This is a genomic window from Variovorax sp. 10N432 (assembly GCF_056394465.1).
Genome location: NZ_JBFTHX010000001.1, coordinates 77,567 through 93,316 on the forward strand (window position 1 = coordinate 77,567; position 15,750 = coordinate 93,316).

15 protein-coding genes are annotated in these 15,750 nt (G+C 68.2%); 4 read left to right on the top strand and 11 right to left on the bottom strand.

The genetic code is table 11. From position 1 onward, the window contains the following. Window positions 1-67: 67 nt before the first annotated feature. Genes dapD through AC1DF3_RS00415 form a run of 5 tightly spaced genes read right to left on the bottom strand, consistent with a single transcriptional unit; the run spans window position 68 to window position 4,192 of the window. Window positions 68-892, bottom strand: a complete 825-nt coding sequence (gene dapD / locus AC1DF3_RS00395) for a 2,3,4,5-tetrahydropyridine-2,6-dicarboxylate N-succinyltransferase (RefSeq protein ID WP_286529099.1) — start codon at window positions 890-892, stop codon at window positions 68-70. A gap of 8 nt (window positions 893-900) precedes the next feature. Then, entirely contained in the window at window positions 901-2,100 is a 1,200-nt protein-coding gene (gene dapC / locus AC1DF3_RS00400) for a succinyldiaminopimelate transaminase (protein ID WP_478138512.1), read from the bottom strand. A 58-nt stretch (window positions 2,101-2,158) separates the two neighbouring features. Continuing rightward, entirely contained in the window at window positions 2,159-3,505 is a 1,347-nt protein-coding gene (argA, locus tag AC1DF3_RS00405; RefSeq protein ID WP_286531804.1) for an amino-acid N-acetyltransferase, read from the bottom strand. Window positions 3,506-3,530: 25 nt separating this feature from the next. Beyond that, window positions 3,531-3,950: a PIN domain-containing protein gene (locus AC1DF3_RS00410; protein ID WP_286531805.1), complete on the bottom strand. Its 420-nt coding sequence runs from the start codon at window positions 3,948-3,950 to the stop codon at window positions 3,531-3,533. After that, window positions 3,947-4,192 carry a hypothetical protein gene (locus AC1DF3_RS00415; RefSeq protein WP_286531806.1) on the bottom strand — a complete coding sequence of 82 codons (246 nt, stop codon included), beginning with the start codon at window positions 4,190-4,192 and terminating at the stop codon, window positions 3,947-3,949. Before AC1DF3_RS00415 ends, AC1DF3_RS00410 begins: the two co-directional genes overlap by 4 nt. A gap of 75 nt (window positions 4,193-4,267) precedes the next feature. Here AC1DF3_RS00415 and hrpA point away from each other — a divergent pair, with 75 nt between their 5' ends. Continuing rightward, on the top strand, window positions 4,268-8,146 hold the full coding sequence (gene hrpA, locus AC1DF3_RS00420) for an ATP-dependent RNA helicase HrpA (protein ID WP_478138513.1): 3,879 nt from the start codon (window positions 4,268-4,270) through the stop codon (window positions 8,144-8,146). 64 nt (window positions 8,147-8,210) lie between these two features. Here hrpA and AC1DF3_RS00425 read toward each other — a convergent pair whose 3' ends face one another. The 6 genes from AC1DF3_RS00425 to lptF all read right to left on the bottom strand — a co-directional run bounded on the left by AC1DF3_RS00425 (window position 8,211) and on the right by lptF (window position 13,242). Next, on the bottom strand, window positions 8,211-8,369 hold the full coding sequence (locus tag AC1DF3_RS00425) for a DUF3309 family protein (RefSeq protein WP_214685614.1): 159 nt from the start codon (window positions 8,367-8,369) through the stop codon (window positions 8,211-8,213). A gap of 110 nt (window positions 8,370-8,479) precedes the next feature. Then, window positions 8,480-9,616, bottom strand: a complete 1,137-nt coding sequence (locus tag AC1DF3_RS00430) for a pyridoxal phosphate-dependent aminotransferase (RefSeq protein ID WP_478138514.1) — start codon at window positions 9,614-9,616, stop codon at window positions 8,480-8,482. Window positions 9,617-9,642: 26 nt separating this feature from the next. Further along, the gene (locus AC1DF3_RS00435) at window positions 9,643-10,584 is read right to left on the bottom strand and encodes a CysB family HTH-type transcriptional regulator (protein WP_286529087.1); all 942 of its coding nucleotides are present in this window, start codon (window positions 10,582-10,584) and stop codon (window positions 9,643-9,645) included. Between the two features lie 63 nt (window positions 10,585-10,647). Beyond that, window positions 10,648-11,016, bottom strand: coding sequence for a sirohydrochlorin chelatase (locus AC1DF3_RS00440; RefSeq protein WP_478138515.1), 369 nt, complete (start codon window positions 11,014-11,016; stop codon window positions 10,648-10,650). 13 nt (window positions 11,017-11,029) lie between these two features. Continuing rightward, window positions 11,030-12,136, bottom strand: coding sequence for an LPS export ABC transporter permease LptG (gene lptG / locus AC1DF3_RS00445; RefSeq protein ID WP_286531810.1), 1,107 nt, complete (start codon window positions 12,134-12,136; stop codon window positions 11,030-11,032). Continuing rightward, on the bottom strand, window positions 12,133-13,242 hold the full coding sequence (lptF, locus tag AC1DF3_RS00450) for an LPS export ABC transporter permease LptF (protein ID WP_478138516.1): 1,110 nt from the start codon (window positions 13,240-13,242) through the stop codon (window positions 12,133-12,135). Before lptF ends, lptG begins: the two co-directional genes overlap by 4 nt. A gap of 21 nt (window positions 13,243-13,263) precedes the next feature. Here lptF and AC1DF3_RS00455 point away from each other — a divergent pair, with 21 nt between their 5' ends. From AC1DF3_RS00455 to AC1DF3_RS00465, 3 genes are all read left to right on the top strand, one after another. Further along, the gene (locus AC1DF3_RS00455; protein WP_286531812.1) at window positions 13,264-14,754 is read left to right on the top strand and encodes a leucyl aminopeptidase; all 1,491 of its coding nucleotides are present in this window, start codon (window positions 13,264-13,266) and stop codon (window positions 14,752-14,754) included. Then, window positions 14,751-15,191, top strand: coding sequence for a DNA polymerase III subunit chi (locus AC1DF3_RS00460; protein WP_286531813.1), 441 nt, complete (start codon window positions 14,751-14,753; stop codon window positions 15,189-15,191). The genes AC1DF3_RS00455 and AC1DF3_RS00460 overlap by 4 nt, the downstream gene beginning before the upstream one ends. A gap of 61 nt (window positions 15,192-15,252) precedes the next feature. Further along, the gene (locus tag AC1DF3_RS00465; RefSeq protein ID WP_286531814.1) at window positions 15,253-15,672 is read left to right on the top strand and encodes an RAD23 family protein; all 420 of its coding nucleotides are present in this window, start codon (window positions 15,253-15,255) and stop codon (window positions 15,670-15,672) included. Window positions 15,673-15,750: the final 78 nt, after the last annotated feature.

Consider the following 15,750-nt stretch of genomic DNA (forward strand, 5'->3'; position numbering starts at 1 on the left):
TCTCCTCGGCGTTGTGGTTCTGGATCGGGTGGCTCACAGGGGCCGCCCCCTCAGGCGGCCCGGGTGGTCAGTCGCGCAGCAGGTCGTTCAGAGAAGTCGACGAGCGTGTCTTGGCATCGACCTTCTTCATGATGATGGCGGCGTAGGTGCTGTACTTGCCGCCCGGCTTGGGCAAGGTGCCGGCGACGACCACCGAGCCCGCCGGAACGCGGCCGAAGCTGACGGTGTCGGTGGCGCGGTCGTAGATGGGGGTGCTCTGGCCGATGAAGACGCCCATCGACAGCACCGAGTTCTCTTCGACGATGACGCCCTCGACCACCTCGGAACGGGCGCCGATGAAGCAGTTGTCCTCGATGATGGTCGGGCCGGCCTGCAGCGGCTCGAGCACGCCGCCGATGCCGACGCCGCCCGACAGGTGGACGTTGGCGCCGATCTGGGCGCAGGAGCCGACCGTGGCCCAGGTGTCGACCATCGTGCCTTCGCCGACGTAGGCGCCGATGTTGACGTAGGAGGGCATCAGGATCGCGCCCTTGGCGATGTAGCTGCCGCGGCGCGCCACGGCCGGCGGGACGATGCGAACGCCGGCTTCCTTGAGCTCGTTGGCCGACAGGTGCGAGAACTTGGTCGGCACCTTGTCGTAGAAGCCCAGCGCGCCGGCCTGGATCTGTTCGTTGTCCTTGAGGCGGAAGGACAGCAGCACGGCCTTCTTGATCCACTGGTGCACGGTCCACTGACCGACGGCTTCGCGGGTGGCGACCCGCAGGTGGCCGTTGTTGAGCTCGGCGATCACGTGGTCGACGGCGTCGCGCACTTCCTTGGAGGCGCTGGAGGCGGAGATGTTGGCGCGGTCTTCCCACGCGGCGTCGATGGTCTGCTGGAGTTGTTGGGTCATGGAAAAACTCAGTTCTGGATGAAATTCACGATGCGTTTCGCGGCCTCGGTGCATTCGGCCGTGTCGGCGACCAGCGCCATGCGGATGCGCCCGCGGCCCGGGTTGGCGCCGCCGACCTCGCGCGCGAGGTAGCTGCCGGGCAGCACCGTCACATTGTATTGAGCGTAGAGCGCCCGGGCGAAGGCGGCGTCGTCGCCTTGCCACGCGGGCGGAATGCCGGCCCAGAGGTAGAAGCTGGCGTCGGGCAGGCGGACGTCGAGCACCGGCTCGAGCAGCGGCGTCACGGCGGCGAACTTGGAGCGGTACTGGGCGCGGTTGTCGACCACGTGGAGCTCGTCGTTCCAGGCCGCGATGCTGGCGGCGGCCACGGTGCCGCTCATGGCGCTGCCGTGGTAGGTGCGATAGAGCAGGAAGGACTTGATGATCGCGGCGTCGCCGGCCACGAAGCCGCTGCGCAGACCCGGCACGTTGCTGCGCTTGGACAGCGAGGTCAGGGCGATCAGGTTGCGGAAGTCGCTGCGGCCGAGCCTGGCTGCGGCCTCGAGCCCGCCGAGCGGGGGTTCGTCGCGGAAGTAGATCTCGCTGTAGCACTCGTCGGCCGCGATCACGAAACCGTGCCGGTCGGACAGGGCGAAGAGCTTTTCCCACTCGCCGATCGGCATCACGGCACCGGTCGGATTGCCCGGCGAGCAGACGAAGACCAGTTGCGTGCGGGCCCAGATCGCATCCGGCACGCTGTCCCAGTCGACCGCGAAATTGCGCGCCGGCACGCTCGGCACGTAGTACGGCTCGGCGCCCGAAAGCAGCGCCGCGCCTTCGTAGATTTGATAGAACGGGTTGGGCGACAGCACCACCGGCGCCGGCGTCCGGCTGGCGTCGACCACGGTCTGGGCCAGGGCGAACAGGGCCTCGCGCGAGCCGTTGACCGGCAGCACCTGGGTGGCCGGATCGAGCGCCAGGCCATAGCGACGCTCCAGCCAGCCGGTGAACGACTGGCGCAGCGGCAGGTCGCCGGCGGTGGCCGGGTAGGTCGCGAGGGCGCCCATGCCGGCCGCCAGCGCATCCTGGATGAAGGCCGGGGTCGGGTGCTTGGGTTCGCCGATGCCGAGGCTGATCGGCGCGAATGCGGGGTTCGGGGTGACGCCGGCGAACAGTTGTCGCAGCCGCTCGAAGGGGTAGGGCTGCAGTTTGGCGAGCAGGGGATTCATGATCCTCGATTATCGTGGCAGCGCCGGAACCAGGAGCGGGCGATCATCGTGTTGATTCCTAGAGTTTCTTCACCAGCACCTGGCTCTTGCGGTCCCAGTTGTACTTGCGCTTGCGGGCCTCGGGAAGCCAGTCGGGGTTGACCTGCTGGAAGCCGCGCTTGAGGAACCAGTGCATGGTGCGGGTGGTGAGCACGAAGATGCTGTCCAGTCCCGACGCCTTGGCGCGCTGCTCGACCCGTTTCAGGATGCGCTCGCCGTCGCCCTGGGCCTGCGATTGCGGGGACACGGTCAAGGCGGCCATCTCGGCGGTGCGCGCCTCGGGGTAGGGGTACAGCGCGGCGCAGCCGAAGATCACGCCGTCGTGCTCGATCACGGTGTACTGGCCGATGTCGCGCTCGATCTCGGTGCGGCTGCGCTTGACCAGCGTGCCGTCGCGCTCGAAGGGCTCGATCAGCTGCAGGATGCCGCCGATGTCGTCGGCGGTGGCCTCGCGCAGCGATTCGAGCTTTTCGTCGATCACCATGGTGCCGATGCCGTCGTGCACGTAGACCTCGAGCAGCAGCGAGCCGTCGACCGAGAAGGGCAGGATGTGGTTGCGCTCGATGCCGGCCTCGCAGGCCTTGACGCAGTGCTGCAGGTAGAACGCGGTGTCGGTCGGGCGCTGGGCGGGCGGCAGCGCCGCCAGCAGCTTGCGGGCGGCGTCGAGCGGCAGTTCGGTGTCGATGGGGTTGTCCTCGCTGATCGGCAGGGCCGGGTCCTGGGCGATGCCCGGCACCTCGGTCATGAAGATCAGCTTGTCGGCCTGGATCGAGATCGCCACGCTGGTCGCGACTTCCTCCATCGTGAGGTTGAAGGCCTCGCCGGTGGGCGAGAAGCCGAACGGCGACATCAGCACCATCGAGCCGAAGTCGAGCGCGCGGCGAATGCCGGCGGCGTCGACCTTGCGCACCAGCCCCGAATGCTGGAAGTCGACGCCGTCGACCACACCGACCGGCCGGGCGGTGATGAAGTTGCCGGAGATGACGCGGATGGTGGAGCCGGCCATCGGGGTGTTGGGCAGGCCCTGGCTGAAGGCGGCCTCGATCTCGTAGCGCAGCTGGCCGGCCGCCTCCTGGGCGCAGTCGAGCGCCACCTCGTCGGTGATGCGGATGCCGTGCGAGTACTTCGCCTCATGGCCCTTGGCGCGCAGCTGCTCGTTGACCTGAGGCCGGAAGCCGTGCACCAGCACGACCTTGACGCCCATGCTCTGGATCAGTGCCAGGTCCTGGGCGATGCTGGCCAGCTTGCCGGCGGCGATCGCCTCGCCGGCCATCGCGACCACGAAGGTCTTGCCGCGATGCATGTGGATGTAGGGCGCGACCGAGCGGAACCAGGGGACGAAGGTGAAGTTGAAGACAGTGGACATGAAGGGACTGTGAATGAGGCGTGTGTCAGGTCGGCGAGAACGGATTCTCGACGACAAGCTTGCCGAAGCGCTGGCCGTGCTGGCCGTTCTGCGACACCAGGACGTCGGCGTTGCCGCGAATCGCGGCTTCGAGGATCAGCGCATCCCACCACTGGAGGCGGTGCTTCTGCGCCAGTTCGGAAGCGGCTAGCACGCTGTCGGCGCTCGATCCGACGACCTCGAAGGCGCACAGCTGGGACAGCTGGCCGGCCGCTTCGCGCGCGCTCAGCGGCGGCTTCAGCTTGCGGGTCGTGATGTTGTAGAACTCCTGCAGCACCTGGGTGCTGAGCATGACCGTGTCGTCCTTGACCGCCCGGGCGAAGCGGTCGATGGCGATTTCCTTGCGCACCGGATCGCCGGCATCGACGGCGTACACCAGCACGTTGGTGTCGAAGAAAATGTTCATTCGGCGGGGTAGGGCCGATCGTGGGCATCGTCGCGCGACCAGCTCGCGCCCTCGCTGTTGGCCTTGCTGCGCCGCGCCGCGGCAATGAAGGCCTCGCCGGCGATCTGGCGGCGGTCATTGCCCTGCGCATAGTCGGCCAGGAATTCGCGCACGCGCGCGCTCACGGAGGTGCCTTCGTTGATGGCGCGCACGCGCGCCTTGCGCACGATGGTCTCGTCGATGGCGATGGTGAGGTTGGTCATGTCAGACGACTCCGGAAGGCTCCACGAGAACAAGTGTAGCACGTGAACCCGTGAAGTGCGATAATGCGCCTTCCCATGAGTTCCCTCCCGCCAGAAACCCGCCGCGCCAGTCCGCTCGCCATCGAATTCCCCGAAACGCTGCCGGTTTCGGCTCGCCGAGACGAAATCGCCAAGGCCATCGCTGCCCACCAGGTCGTCATCGTCTGCGGCGAGACCGGCTCGGGCAAGACCACGCAGCTGCCSAAGATCGTGCTGGAGCTCGGCCGCGGCAAGCTGAACGCCCCGCCAGGCAAGGGCCGGCTGATCGGCCACACCCAGCCGCGCCGGATCGCCGCGACCTCGGTCGCCAAGCGCATCGCCGAGGAGCTGAAGACGCCGCTGGGCGAGGTGGTCGGCTACAAGGTGCGCTTCCAGGACCGGTTGTCCCGCGAGGCCTCGGTCAAGCTGATGACCGACGGCATCCTGCTGGCCGAGACCCAGACCGACCCGCTGCTCAAGGCCTACGACACGATCATCATCGACGAGGCCCACGAGCGCTCGCTGAACATCGACTTCCTGCTCGGCTACCTGCGCGAGATCCTGCCGCGGCGGCCGGATCTGAAGGTGATCGTGACCTCGGCCACCATCGATGCCGACCGCTTCGCGCAGCACTTTGCATCCGCGAAGGGGCCGGCGCCGACGATCATGGTGTCGGGGCGGACCTTCCCGGTCGAGCAGCGATACCGTCCCTTCGAGGAGTCGCGCGACCACGACCTCAACGACGCCATCGCCGACGGGGTCGACGAACTCTGGCGCGACCCGCACAACGCCGGCGACATCCTGGTCTTCCTGCCCGGCGAGCGCGAGATCCGCGAGGCCGCCGACCATTTGCGCCGCCACCTCAGCCACCAGCCGCTGATGCGCAGCGCAGAGGTGCTGCCCCTGTTCGCGCGGCTGTCGCAGGCCGAGCAGGAGCGCATCTTCGACAGCCACAGCGGTCGGCGCATCGTGCTGGCCACCAACGTGGCCGAGACTTCGCTGACCGTGCCGGGCATCCGCTACGTGATCGACACCGGCACGGCGCGGGTCAAGCGCTATTCGTTCCGCAGCAAGGTCGAGCAGCTGCTGGTCGAGCCGATCAGCCAGGCGGCGGCCAACCAGCGCGCCGGACGCTGCGGGCGGGTCGCCAACGGCATCTGCATCCGGCTCTACGACGAGAAGGACTTCGAGGGTCGGCCGCGCTTCACCGACCCGGAAATCCTGCGCTCCTCGCTGGCCGGCGTGATCCTGCGCATGAAGTCGCTGCACCTGGGCGATGTCGAGCGCTTTCCGTTCCTGGAGGCGCCGCAGCGGCGCGCGATCGCCGACGGCTACCAGCTGCTGAACGAACTCGGCGCGGTCGACGATGCCAACGAGCTGACGCCGATGGGCGCCGAGCTGGCCCGGCTGCCGCTCGACCCGCGGGTCGCGCGCATGATCATCGAGGCCCGCACGCGCGGCGCGCTCGAGGAGGTGCTGGTGATCGCCAGCGCCCTGTCGGTGCAGGACGTGCGCGACCGGCCGATGGAGATGCAGCAGCAGGCCGACCAGGCGCATTCGAAGTTCGACGACGAGAAGAGCGAGTTCAGCGGCTACCTGCGGCTGTGGAAGTGGATCCTGGATGCGCGCGGCGGCCATGGTGACACGCACAAGCTCAGCAACCGGCAATACGAGCAACTGCTGCGCCAGAACTTCATCAACATCCGCCGGGTGCGCGAGTGGCGCGACATCCATTCGCAGCTGCTGACGGTGGTGACCGAGCACAAGTGGCGCATCAACACCCAGCCGGCCGGCTACGAGCCGCTGCACCTGTCGATGCTCTCGGGCCTGCTCGGCAACATCGGCTGGAAGCTCGAGGACGACGAGGCCTACCTGGGTGCGCGCGGCATCAAGTTCTACCGCCATCCGGGCGCCCACCTGAAGAAGAAGCCGGGCCGCTGGATCGTCGCTTCCGAGCTGGTCGAGACCACGCGGCTGTTCGGCCGCGGCATCGCCAACATCGAGCCGCAGTGGCTCGAACAGGTGGCGGGCCACCTGCTGAAGAAGCAGCTGCTCGACCCGCACTGGGAGAAGAAGGGCGCCCAGGTCGCGGCGCTGGAGCGCGCCACGCTCTACGGACTGGTGGTCTACAGCGGGCGCCGGGTCGATTTCAGCAAGGTGGATCCGGTCGCGGCGCGCGAGATCTTCATCCGCGAGGCGCTGGTCGGCGGGCAGTGGGAAAGCAAGCTGCCGTTCCTCGCGGCCAACCGCAAGCTGGTGCGCGAGGTCGAGGGCCTGGAGCACAAGTCGCGGCGCCAGGACGTGCTGGTCGACGACGAACTGATCTACGCCTTCTACGACGCCCAGCTGCCGGCCGACGTGTCGAGCGGCCTCACCTTCGAGAACTGGTATCGCGGCCAGTCGCGCGAACAGCCCAGGCTGCTCTACCTGACGCGCGACGAGCTGATGCGCCACCAGGCGGCCGGCATCACGACCCAATCCTTTCCGCCGACCGTGCGCCTGGGCGGCGTCGATTGCGCGGCCACCTACCTGCACGAGCCGGGCGATGCCAAGGACGGGCTGACCGTCAGCGTGCCGCTGTTCGTGCTGAACCAGGTCAGCGACGAACGCTGCGAGTGGCTGGTGAGCGGCATGCTGAAGGACAAGATCCAGGCCCTGCTCAAGAGCCTGCCGCAGAAGCCTCGCGCGCGGCTGGTGCCGCTGCCCGAATCGGCCGCGCGCTTCACCGAGGTGCTGTCGGCGCCCGAGGTCTTCGGCCACGGGTCGCTGACCGACGCGCTCCTGAAGCGGGTGCGCGACCAGACCAGCCTCGACGTCAAGCGCGCCGACTTCAAGCTCGACATGCTGCCGCCGCACCTCTTCATGAACCTGCGGGTGGTCGACGAGCATGGCCGGCAGCTCGGCATGGGGCGCAACCTGGGCGCGCTGAAGGCCGAGCTGGGCACGCAGGCGCGCGGTGCCTTCCAGGCGCTGGCCGGGCTCAACGTGCGGGCTTCGCCGGAGCCGGCCCAGGCCGGCGCAGGCGGACAGGCCCGGCCCGCAGCGAAAGCCGCGGTCGAGGCGCCGGCGACGCCCGCCCTCCCGGCCGGCCAACGCTACACCGCCTGGACCTTCGGCGAGCTTCCCGAGCTGATGGAAGTCCGGCGCGGAGCGCAATCGCTGATCGGGTTCCCGGCGCTGGTCGACGGCAGCGACGCGGTGACGATCGAGGTCTTCGACGAGCCGGCCGTTGCCGCCGCGAAGCATCGGGCGGGCCTGCGCCGGTTGTTCGCCCTGCAGCTCAAGGATGCCCTGAAGTACCTCGAGAAGAACATCCCCGACCTGCAGAAGATGGCGGTTGCCTTCATGCCGCTCGGCACCGCCGAGGAACTGCGGGCGCAGATCATCGAGGTGGCGATCGACCGCGCCTTCCTGCAGGAGCCGCTGCCGACCGACGAGTTCGCCTTCAAGCGGCGGCTGGAGGAGGGCCGCGGGCGCCTGACGCTGATCGCCAACGAGGTGGCCCGGCTGGCCGGCACGATCCTGGTCGAATACGGGTTGGCGCTGCGCAAGATCAAGGACACCAAGGTGCAGCCCGAGGCCACTGGCGACGCGGCGCAGCAACTGCAGCGGCTGGTGGGCAAGCGCTTCATCGCCGACACGCCCTGGCCGCGGTTGCAGCACTTCGCGCGCTACCTGAAGGCGATCACCCTGCGGCTCGACAAGCTGCGCGCCGACCCGGCGCGCGATGCCCAGCGACTGGCCGAACTGCGGCCGCAGGAGCAGCGCTACTGGCGCCTGCTCGCCGAGCGCAAGGGCGCGGCCGACGAGCGCATGAGCGAGTTCCGCTGGCTGCTCGAGGAACTGCGCGTGAGCTTCTTCGCCCAGGAGCTGCGCACGCCGCAGCCGGTCAGCGTGAAGCGGCTGGACAAGCTCTGGGCCCAGCTGGGGCATTGAGCCTTTGCAGCCAGACAGCAAAAAGCCCGCCGAAGCGGGCTTTCCGTGCGGCAGGCGCCGAGGGCTATATCCGACCCATCAGCAGCAGCACGATCACCACAAGCAGCACCAGGCCAAGACCGCCGCTGGGCCCATAGCCCCAGCTGCGGCTGTAGCCCCAGCTCGGCAGCGCGCCCACCAGCAGCAGGATCAGGACGATCAGCAGAATCAACGAGAGGGACATGGACTTCTCCTAGGGCGGTATGTTTTGAAGCCCTCATCCTCTGCCCCCGGGCGCCCGGCGATCGCGGGAAGCGGCCCCCTCCCGCGGTCAGGACTCTCCTACCGTTCGTGTCAGAGCCGGGCCAGTCGGCCGATCGCGGCCTGCAGGGTTTCGTCCTTCTTGGCGAAGCAGAAGCGCACCACGCGCTGGTCGAAGCCGTCGCCGTAGAAGGCCGACAGCGGGATCGCCGCGACCCCGATCTCGCTCGTGAGCCACTGGCAGAAATCCGATTCGCCGAGCGCGCTGACCTCGCTGATGTCGACGCACTGGAAATAGGTGCCGGCGCTGGGCAGCAGCTTGAAGCGCGTCTTCGCCAGGCCCTCGGCGAACAGGTCGCGCTTGCGCTGGTAGAAGGCCGGCAGCTCCAGGTACGGCGTCGGATCTGCCATGTAGCGGGCCAGCGCATGCTGCATCGGCGTGTTGACCGTGAAGACGTTGAACTGGTGCACCTTGCGGAACTCGGCGCTCAGCGCGGCCGGCGCCGCCACGTAGCCGACCTTCCAGCCGGTCACGTGGTAGGTCTTGCCGAAGCTGCTGACGATGAAACTGCGCGCCGCCAGGCCCGGGAAGCGCGCCGCGCTCTCGTGGCGGGCACCGGCGTAGACCATGTGCTCGTAGACCTCGTCGCTGATCACCGGCACCTCGGTCGGCGCCAGCAGGTCTTCGAGCTGGCGCATCTCGGCCTCGGTCCAGACCGTGGCGCTCGGGTTGTGCGGCGTGTTGACGATGATGGCGCGGGTGCGCGGCGTGAGCGCCGCCGCGATCTTCGCGAAGTCGGGACGGAAGCTGCCCGGCGTGAGCGGCACGCGCACAACGGTGCCGCCGGCCAGGTCGATGTTCGGCACGTAGCTGTCGTAGCAGGGTTCCAGCACGATCACCTCGTCGCCTGGCCGGACCACGGCCAGGATCGCCGTGATGATGGCCTGGGTGGCGCCGGCGGTCACGGTGATCTCGGTCTGCGGGTCGTAGCGATGGCCGTACAGGGTTTCGATCTTGGCCGCGATCGCCTCTCGCAACGCAAGGATGCCGGGCATCGGCGGATACTGGTTGTGGCCCGCCGCCATGGCGTCGGTCACGGCCTGCAGCAGTTGCGGATCGCAATTGAAATCCGGGAAGCCCTGGCCGAGGTTGACCGCGTTCTTCTCGGCGGCGAGTGCCGACATCACGGTAAAGATCGTCGTGCCCACGGCGGGCAGCTTGGTTTGCACTTCGGGAGTGCGGACGGTCGCTCGGCTCACAGTTCGTAGTCCTGGTGTTGACCGCTCAAGGCCTTGGCGATCAGGTTGCGATCGAGCCGGTCGGAGAGCAGCTCGGCGAATTTGAAGACGAAGTTGCGCAGATAGGCGCTGCGCTTGAAGGCGACGCGGGCGATGTTGACCCCGAAGATGTGGCCCATCGGCCGCACCACGAGGTCGGCGTTGGTGTCGTCGCGCACCGCCATCTCGGCCACGATGCCGACGCCCAGGCCGAGCCGCACATAGGTCTTGATGACGTCAGAGTCGATCGCCTCGAGCGCGATGCGCGGGGTCAGCTTCTTTTGCGCGAAGGCGTGGTCGATGCGGGTGCGCCCGGTGAACGACGGGTGGTAGGTGATGATCGGCTCGTTGGCCAGGTCCTCGAGCGAGATGCGCTCCTTGTCCGCGAGCGGATGGCCCTGCGGCAGCACCAGCACGTGCTGCCATTCGTAGCAGGGCATGGTCACGAGCTCGGCGTAGTCGGCCAGCGATTCGGTGGCGATGCCGATCTCGGCCACCTCGTCGATCACCATCCGCGCCACCTGGTCGGGCGAGCCCTGGTGCAGGCTTACGTTGACCTTCGGATAGGCTTCGCGCAGCTTCGCGACCGGCACCGGCAGGACGTAGCGGGCCTGGGTGTGGGTGGTGGCGATCGACAGGGTGCCGCTGTCCTGGGCGCTGAACTGCTCGCCGATGCGCTTGAGATTGCCGACTTCGCGCATGATGAGTTCGATGCTGGCCAGCACATGCTGGCCGGGTTCGGTGACGCGCTTCAGGCGCTTGCCGTGGCGGGCGAAGATCTCGACGCCGAGTTCTTCCTCGAGCTCGATGATCGCCTTCGACACGCCCGGCTGCGAGGTGTGGAGCGCCTTGGCAGCTTCGGTCAGGTTCAGGTTGCGCCTGACGGCTTCCTGAACAAACTTGAACTGATGAAGATTCATAACAGATTCCGTATTATTTTCGGATTCATTATGCCTTCTTGGTCTATGAAAATCACCGCAAGTTCAGGATTCGAATGCTTTCTTTGCCAGCAGGGCGATCACTTCGGGGTCCTCGCCAACGGCCTGGCGAAGCGAGAACGCGACGTCCGGATGGAGGGCCTGGAGTTCGTCGACCAGCCGCGGCAAGTCTTCGCGCACGTGCCGGCCCATGCCCAGGAACAGCGGGACGATCCGGATGCGCCGGGCGCCGGCGGCGATCAGCGCCTGCACCGCGGTGCGCAGGTCGGGCGCGACCAGTTCGAGATAGGCGCAGGCGACCCGGGCCGTGGGGTCGAGCACGGCCACCTGGCGCGCCACCGCCTCCACCGGCGCTCGCCAGCGTTCGTCGCGCGAACCGTGCGCGAACAGCACGATGCCCAAGGGTGTCTGCATGGCGCTTCGGTCGCTAGCGTCTCAGCACCAGCCAGGTGAAGGCGCCGAGCGACATCACGGAATAGATCAGGCCGGGTGCCGCCGCCGTGATCCATGGCCACCAGTTGCCGAGGTTGCCCAGGTAGCCGAAGACGTTGTTCAACAGGAAGAAGCTGATGCCGATCATCACCCCGCCGAACATGTAGGTGGCGATGCCGGTCTGCCGGAAGTGCAGGTAGGCGAAGGGCAGGGCCAGAACGATCATCACCAGGCAGGACAGGGGATAGAAGACCTTGCGCCAGAACTCGATCTCGTAGCGTTGCGCGGTTTGTCCGTTGGCGTCGAGGTGGCGGATGTAGTCGAACAGGTCCAGCGTGCGCATGCGCTCCGGGCGCAGCAGCGCGACTGACACCATCTCGTTGCTCAGCGAAGTCGGCCACTCGAGCACCGGCACCGTGGTGCGGACGATGCGCGGGGCCCCGGGGCCCCGCGTTTCATACAGCTGGCGCTCGGCGTTGATCAGGGTCCAGTGGCCGCGGTCGACCGTTGCGCCGGGCGCGGAGGTTTGCGAGACCAGGAAGCCCTGGCCGTCGAACTCGAGGATCCGGGGATCCTTCAGGATGCCGTTGCGCCCCATCGACACCACGTTGACCGCGAAGGAGGTGTCGCCCTGGCGCTCCTTGAGCCAGGCGCCGGTGTTGCCGATCAGCGCGAGCGGACCCTGGTAGCGGGCCTTGAGCAACTGGGCCGCGCGGTCCGTCACGGGCGCCACGTAGTCGCCGACCGCGAAGGTCAGCACCACGAAGGCGGCCCCGAGCAGCAGCAGCGTGCGCAGGGCCCGCCAGGGGCCGAGGCCGCTGGTGCGAAGGATCGTGAATTCGGAGCTCTGAGCCAGCCGGGCCATGACGAAGATGGTGCCGATCAGCACCGCGATCGGCAGCAGTTCGTAGAGATGGCTGGGAATCAGCAGCGCCACGTAGAGGAGCGCCTGGGGCGCGCCGTAGCCAAGTGAATCGGGACTGGCGATGGACTGCAGCTCGTCGACGAAGTCGAAGAAGAAGAACAGGCTCAGGAAGCCCAGGGCGACGAAGGCGACCGACTTCAGCACCTCCGCGTAGATCAGGCGGCGGATGGTTTTCACGCGTTCGATGTGGTTGCAGGCTGCGCCGGGACGCGGCGCGTCGGGAAGCCCCAGTTGAAATGTCGCTTGGCGAGCCAGAGCAGGCCCAGCACCAGGACGCCGCCGTGCAGTGCGAGCAGGAAGCCGCCGACGCCGAAGCGCCCCGCCCCGACCCAGCTCTGGCCGAGATTGAGCAGGTTGAAGTAGAGGACGAAGGCGAACAGCGCGAACAGCAGGTTGCCGCTGCGGCCGACGCGCGGATTGACGCTCGACAGCGCCAGCGCCAGCAGCACGAAATTGGCGCCCGCGAACAGCAGGCCGATGCGCCAGGCGAGCTCGGCGCGGTTGACCGGATTCGGCTCGCGCAGCAGGGCCAGCGTGGTGCGGGCGCGCACCGGCATCACGTCCAGCGGGTCGCCCGAACGGCCGCCGACCCGGGCGCCGTAGGTCTCGAATTCGCTGACCTTGATGCCGGTCGGCTGCAGCGGCTCCTCGATGCGCTGGCCGTTGCTCAGCATCAGGTAGCGGATGCCGTCCAGGTCCTCCATGCGGCCGCTGCGCGCCGAGGTCACGATGCGCAGGTTGCGCTCGATCGACGAGATGAACACGTTGCTGGCGGTGGCGCTGTCCGGGGCGTCCTTGTCGATGAAGAAAACCCGCAGCCGGCCGGCCGATTCGCGGAACTCACCGGGCGCGACCCGCTCGATGTCGCTGCGCCGCTCGTAGCGCTCGCGCATGTTCTGGGTCTGCGAATTGGCCCAGGGCCAGCCGACCAGGGAGAACAGGGCGATCAGCAGCAGGATCGGCCAGGCGAAGCCGAACAGCGGGCGCAGGAACTCCGCCAGGCCGCGCCCGCTCGAGAACCAGATCACCATCTCGCTGTCGCGGTACATGCGCGACAGCGTGCCGACGATCGAAATGAACAGGCAGAGGCTGAGGATGGTCGGCATGTAGCCGAGCACGGTGTAGGTCATCACGAGGAAGACCTCGGAGGGATTCACGCTGCCCTTGGCCGCCAGTCCGAGGGTGCGGATCAGCATCATCGTCATCACGATGGTGACCAGCACCACCAGCGTGGCGCCGAAGCTGCGCGACAGCTCCTTGCGTAGAGAGGAATGGAATAACATCGTCGAGGGAAAAAAAGGATTATGGACTTTCAACTCAAGACCCTCTCCATCGCCCAGGCCGCCACCGAGAAAGCCGATGTCCTCATCGTGCTGGTGGCCGCCGGAACCAGCAGCGCCAAAGATGCGCTCTCCACCCTGGCAGCCGAGGCCCGCAAGGCCGGCGACCTGCCCGACAAGGCGGGCAAGCTGCTCGCGCTGTATCGGCCGGCCGGCATCGCGGCGGCGCGCGTGCTGCTGGCGGCCGTGGGGGACGGCGGCGCGCCTGCGGTCCGGACCGCGGTCCTGGCGGCGGTCAACGCCGCCAAGGGCGCGAGCCCGAAGCGGGTGGCGATCGTCTTCGCCGGCGCGCCCGACGCGGCCAGCCTGGGCAGCGCGGTGCTGGCCTCGGCCGACGCCAGCTATGTCTACACCGAGACCAAGTCCAAGCCCGAGCCGCGCACGATCCGCCAGTTGACCGTTGGCGTGCCGGACGCGGCCGCGCTGCGCGAGGCCTTCGACCAGGCCACCGCGACGGTCGCCGGGGTCGAACTGGCCAAGGAATGGGGCAACCGACCCGGAAACTACTGCACGCCCACGATGCTGGCCGATGCCGCGAAGAAGCTGGCCGAGCTGCCGAACGTGAAGTGCGAAGTGCTGGGCCCGAAGGAAGTGGCCAAGCTCGGCATGGGCGCCTTCGCCGCCGTGTCGCAAGGGTCGGCCGAGCCGCTGCGCTTCATCGTGCTGAACTACCACGGGGCCCCCAAGGACCAGGCGCCCGTGGTGCTGGTCGGCAAGGGCATCACCTTCGACACCGGCGGCGTCTCGCTCAAGCCGGCCGCCGAAATGGACGAAATGAAGTTCGACATGTGCGGCGCCGCCAGCGTGCTGGGCGTGTTCCGTGCCCTCGGCGACATCCAGCCTCCGATCAACGTGGTCGGGCTGGTGCCCTCGTGCGAGAACATGAACGACGGCCGGGCGATCAAGCCGGGCGACGTCGTCACCAGCATGAGCGGCCAGACCATCGAGGTGCTCAACACCGACGCCGAGGGGCGCCTGATCCTGTGCGATGCGCTGACCTACGCCAAGCGCTTCGCGCCGGCGGCGGTGATCGACATCGCCACCCTCACCGGGGCCTGCGTGGTGGCCCTGGGCGGCGTGCGCAGCGGGCTCTTCTCGAGCGACGACGCACTGGCCGGCGCCCTCGAGGCGGCCGGCGAGGCGTCGCAGGACCGCTGCTGGCGGATGCCGCTCGACGACGACTACGCCGAAGGGCTCAAGACCCATTTCGCGGACGTCGCCAACGTGGCCGGACGGGCGGGCGGTGCCGTCACGGCGGCCAAGTTCCTGCAGCGCTTCGCGGGCGACTACCCCTGGGCGCACCTGGACATCGCCGGCACGGCCTGGAAGAGCGGTGCCGCCAAGGGGTCCACCGGCCGGCCGGTGGGCCTGCTGCTGAGCTATCTCCTGACACAGGGCGCCAAGGCGGCGCCCGCCCGGACGCCGAAGGCCGCCAAGCCGCGGTCGCGCAAGTGACCGAGATCGACGGCCACTACAACATGCCCGACAAGGTGGGCTACGCCTGCCGGCTGCTGCGCAAGGCGGTGAGCGCCCATGGCGCGCGGCTGGTGGTGGTGGCGGACGCGGCCCTGCTGGAGGCGATCGACACGGCCTTGTGGACGCTCTCGCCGACCGATTTCGTTGCCCACTGCCGCGGCGACGATGCGCCCTCCATCGTCGAGCGTTCGCCGGTGGTGCTGGTGGACAGCGCCGCGGGCGCGCTGCCCGACCGGCCGATCCTCGTCAATCTCGGCGCCGAGCTGCCCGCACGCTTCGAGCGCTTCGAGCGGCTGATCGACATCGTCGGCAGCGACGACGCCGACCGCCAGGCCGGCCGCGCCCGCTGGCGTCACTACAAGGACCGCGGCTACGCGATCCGCACCCATGCCTACGCGGGGGGTGCGAACACATGAGCTCCCGCCCGGCCGTTCCGAAGGGGGCTCGCACCGCAGTGCGAAGCACGGAGGTTGCCCTGTGACCGGTGCGCCCCGTACGCCGCCGCGCTTCGTGCCCACCTTGACGACGGTGCTCGAGCCGGCGCCGCCGGATGCAGCCGCCGAGTCGCCGACCGCATCCGTCGCCGCGCAGGCGACCGTGACCGAGCCCTCGCAGGCCGTCGCGCTGAGCCCCGAAGCCAAGCTGTCGGAGGCCGAAGCCTTCCGCCTCGAAGAGCAATTGCTGCACCGCGTGCTGCAGCGCGTCGACCTGTCGCTCGAGGAGCGCGTGAGCGATGCCGTGTCAGCTGCCGTTCAGCAGCACCTCGACACGATGATCCCCGGTCTGCGCCGTGAAATCGAGGCCGTTTTGCGTGCTTTGGTGAGCGAAGCGCTGGCCCGCGAGCTTTCGGACAACCCCGGGTCTACGCCAGCATTCGGACGCGAAACCTTGGGCTAAACTGCGCGCCGGGTCGAAAAGCGCGGGGGCGCTGCGCATCCGCGGCGCGATACTTGCTCAAGGGTTGTGCCCGGATCC

Excerpts from the sequence above, each read along its gene's own strand:
- AC1DF3_RS00455 (WP_286531812.1), top strand. The coding sequence starts at position 13,264 with ATGGACTTTCAACTCAAGACCCTCTCCATCGCCCAGGCCGCCACCGAG.
- lptF (WP_478138516.1), bottom strand. The coding sequence starts at position 13,242 with ATGTTATTCCATTCCTCTCTACGCAAGGAGCTGTCGCGCAGCTTCGGC.
- AC1DF3_RS00440 (WP_478138515.1), bottom strand. The coding sequence starts at position 11,016 with ATGCAGACACCCTTGGGCATCGTGCTGTTCGCGCACGGTTCGCGCGAC.
- dapD (WP_286529099.1), bottom strand. The coding sequence starts at position 892 with ATGACCCAACAACTCCAGCAGACCATCGACGCCGCGTGGGAAGACCGC.
- AC1DF3_RS00415 (WP_286531806.1), bottom strand. The coding sequence starts at position 4,192 with ATGACCAACCTCACCATCGCCATCGACGAGACCATCGTGCGCAAGGCG.
- AC1DF3_RS00435 (WP_286529087.1), bottom strand. The coding sequence starts at position 10,584 with ATGAATCTTCATCAGTTCAAGTTTGTTCAGGAAGCCGTCAGGCGCAAC.
- dapC (WP_478138512.1), bottom strand. The coding sequence starts at position 2,100 with ATGAATCCCCTGCTCGCCAAACTGCAGCCCTACCCCTTCGAGCGGCTG.
- AC1DF3_RS00410 (WP_286531805.1), bottom strand. The coding sequence starts at position 3,950 with ATGAACATTTTCTTCGACACCAACGTGCTGGTGTACGCCGTCGATGCC.
- AC1DF3_RS00425 (WP_214685614.1), bottom strand. The coding sequence starts at position 8,369 with ATGTCCCTCTCGTTGATTCTGCTGATCGTCCTGATCCTGCTGCTGGTG.
- argA (WP_286531804.1), bottom strand. The coding sequence starts at position 3,505 with ATGTCCACTGTCTTCAACTTCACCTTCGTCCCCTGGTTCCGCTCGGTC.